This window comes from Streptomyces sparsus (genome assembly GCF_054776295.1).
Map to the genome: position 1 here is coordinate 1 of NZ_BAAHCA010000700.1, position 2,603 is coordinate 2,603.

Below are 2,603 nucleotides of genomic sequence, written 5' to 3' on the forward strand. Positions count from 1 at the left end.
AGCCGGGCGCCCTCCCCGCGTGCCACCGGCGCGGTGCGCATGCCGCGCAGCGGGCACGGCCCGGCGGTCCGCCGGTCTCCCGGCGTACGAGGCATCTGAGCCTCTGTCAGGACGGACAGCACCAGTCCGTCATAATTGGTGGCGATCCGGGCGAACTGCCCGTGATCGGCCCGCAGTGCCAGGCACAGCCCGCACAGGTGCGCCATCCACTCGGTGGTGAGTTCCGGGCCGAGACGATGCCGGCACGGCCTGATGATTCCGAACACTGTGTTTTTCCGCTCCCCCGCATTACCGTTTCTGCTCCGGACCTTGACGGGCCATCACCGACGATCCATCCGGGGCGTCACCCGTATGTCCGTCCCGCTCACCCGCGCGGCGGGAGGCGGTGATCTTTCCTTCCGTCACCACCCGTATACCGCAAGACCCCAGCTCCGGCGGCCCTCCCTGTGCACCAGAACTGTCACGAATCGTGTGCGGGGCGGATATCCGCTTGGCGCATCATCCACATCATGGACGACGATAGGGATTGCGGACAGCACGGACCGCATGCGAGAGGAGGCGTCCATGGGATCGGTGCGCAAGGCGAGTGCCTGGCTGGGCCTCGTCGACGACAGCGAGATGCGTTACTACGACGACGACTACGCCGAGGGGCCGGAACCCGGAGACGCCGCCCGTGACGTGTGGGTGACGGACCCGCGGATCCGGGCGACGGCGGAGACCGCGCAGGACCAGGGCACCCGGATCGCCACGGTCACCCCGGACGGCTTCCGGGACGCACGCGGCATCGGTGAACTCTTCCGGGACGGCGTCCCGGTGATCGTGAACCTCACGGCCATGGAGTCCTCGGACGCCAAGCGGGTGATCGACTTCGCCGCCGGGCTGACCTTCGGGCTTCGCGGCTCGATCGAACGCGTGGCCAACCGGGTCTTCCTGCTGACCCCCGACGACTACCAGGTGGTGAACGGCCAGGAGCGGCGCGCCTCCGAGGGCGGCTTCTTCAACCAGAGCTGACGCCGCGAGGCAGCGGCCGTGCTGCCTCGCGGCACCGGAAGGCGCCCTCCCGGTGGGCTCACCGGAAGGCGTCCTCCCCGGTGAGCGCCTTGCCCAGCACCAACTGGTGCATCTCCACGGTGCCTTCGTAGGTGAGCACCGACTCGAGATTGGTGGCGTGCCGCATCACGGGGTACTCCAGCGAGATGCCGTTCGCGCCCAGCACGGTGCGCGAGGTGCGGCAGATCTCGATCGCCTCGCGGACGTTGTTCAGCTTGCCGAAGCTGACCTGCTCCGGCCGCAGCGTGCCGGCGTCCATCCGGCGGCCCAGGTGGTGGGCGAGCAGCAGGCCCTTGTGGAGTTCCACCGCCATGTCAGCCAGCTTGGCCTGGGTCAGCTGGAAACCGGCGATGGGCCGCCCGAACTGTTCCCGGCTCCCCGCGTACTCCAGGGCGGCGGTGAAGCTCGCCCGGGCGGCACCCATCGAGCCCCACACGATGCCGTAGCGGGCGTGGCCGAGGCAGCTGAGCGGGCCGCGCAGCCCGGTGACGTCCGGCAGCACCGCGTCCCGCGGCAGCCGGACGTCGTCCAGCACCAGCTCGCTGGTGACCGAGGCGCGCAGTGACCACTTGTGGCGGATCTCCGGCGCCGAGAACCCCGGGGTCCCGGCCGGTACCAGGAAGCCGCGCACGCCGTCCTCGGTCTGCGCCCACACGACCGCGACGCCGGCGACGGAACCGTTCGTGATCCACATCTTGCGGCCGTTGAGCACCCAGTCGCCGCCGTCCCGCCGGGCGTGCGTGCGCATCGCGGCGGGGTCGGAGCCGTGGTCCGGCTCGGTCAGCCCGAAGCAGCCGATGACCTCACCGGCTGCCATCGGCGGCAGCCAGCGCTCCTTCTGCTCGGCGGAGCCGAAGCGGTGGATCGCGTACATCGCCAGCGAGCCCTGGACGGACACCAGGGAGCGGATGCCCGAGTCGGCGGCCTCCAACTCCAGGCACGCCAGGCCGTACTGCACCGCCGACGCCCCCGCGCAGCCGTAGCCCTCCAGCGACATGCCCAGCGCGCCGATCCGGCCCAGTTCACGGGCCAGACCGCGGATGTCGGGCAGTTCGCCGCGCTCGAACCACTCGGCGATGTGCGGCAGTACCCGGTCCGCGGCCCAGGCCCGCACGGTGTCCCGCACCGCCAGGTCCTCCGCGGACAGCAGGTCGTCCAGTCCCAGCGGGTCGGCGGGGTCGAACGGTGGCAGGGTACGGCTGGACATGCGCGGCCTCCGGCAGGTGATCCTCTGGGCTGGCTGCTGACGTTACGACCGGGTAACCGGTGCCGACAAGAGCGTGCTGCCGTGGGCGGCGGGCCCGGGCGGCTGAACCGGCACCGAGCAGGCCGACTCCATCGTGCGCGGCAGCCGCAGCGCGGCGAGCGCGCCGCACAGCAGCAGGCCCACGCTGATCAGCAGGGTCAGGTGCAGGCCGTGCACGAAGGCGCTCCGGGCCGTCTCGTGCAGCAGCTCCCCGGCCGGGCCGCCGAGGCGGTCCGCCACGGCCTCGGCCTCCCCCAGCGAACGGCCGGCCGCCTCCTGCGTGTCCGCGGGCAGTCCGTCGGTACGG

At 71.6% G+C, this 2,603-nt stretch carries 3 protein-coding genes and 1 pseudogene; 1 reads left to right on the plus strand and 3 read right to left on the minus strand.

Annotated features, from left to right (window positions below; genetic code table 11):
• The coding region (locus ACYVE9_RS22315; protein WP_461029678.1) for a DUF5685 family protein at positions 1-266 on the minus strand (266 nt) is incomplete at its 3' end.
• 298 nt (positions 267-564) lie between these two features.
• Between ACYVE9_RS22315 and ACYVE9_RS22320 the strand changes: the two genes are divergently transcribed.
• Positions 565-1,011, plus strand: a complete 447-nt coding sequence (locus ACYVE9_RS22320) for a cell division protein SepF (protein WP_461029679.1) — start codon at positions 565-567, stop codon at positions 1,009-1,011.
• Between the two features lie 58 nt (positions 1,012-1,069).
• On the opposite strand, the gene ACYVE9_RS22325 is transcribed toward ACYVE9_RS22320, so the two are convergent.
• Positions 1,070-2,257, minus strand: coding sequence for an acyl-CoA dehydrogenase family protein (locus ACYVE9_RS22325; protein WP_461029680.1), 1,188 nt, complete (start codon positions 2,255-2,257; stop codon positions 1,070-1,072).
• A gap of 42 nt (positions 2,258-2,299) precedes the next feature.
• Positions 2,300-2,603 (minus strand): annotated as a pseudogene (locus ACYVE9_RS22330) (MFS transporter); the annotation flags it as partial.

Coding starts and splice junctions, on each gene's coding strand:
- ACYVE9_RS22320 (WP_461029679.1), top strand. CDS start 565: ATGGGATCGGTGCGCAAGGCGAGTGCCTGGCTGGGCCTCGTCGACGAC.
- ACYVE9_RS22325 (WP_461029680.1), bottom strand. CDS start 2,257: ATGTCCAGCCGTACCCTGCCACCGTTCGACCCCGCCGACCCGCTGGGA.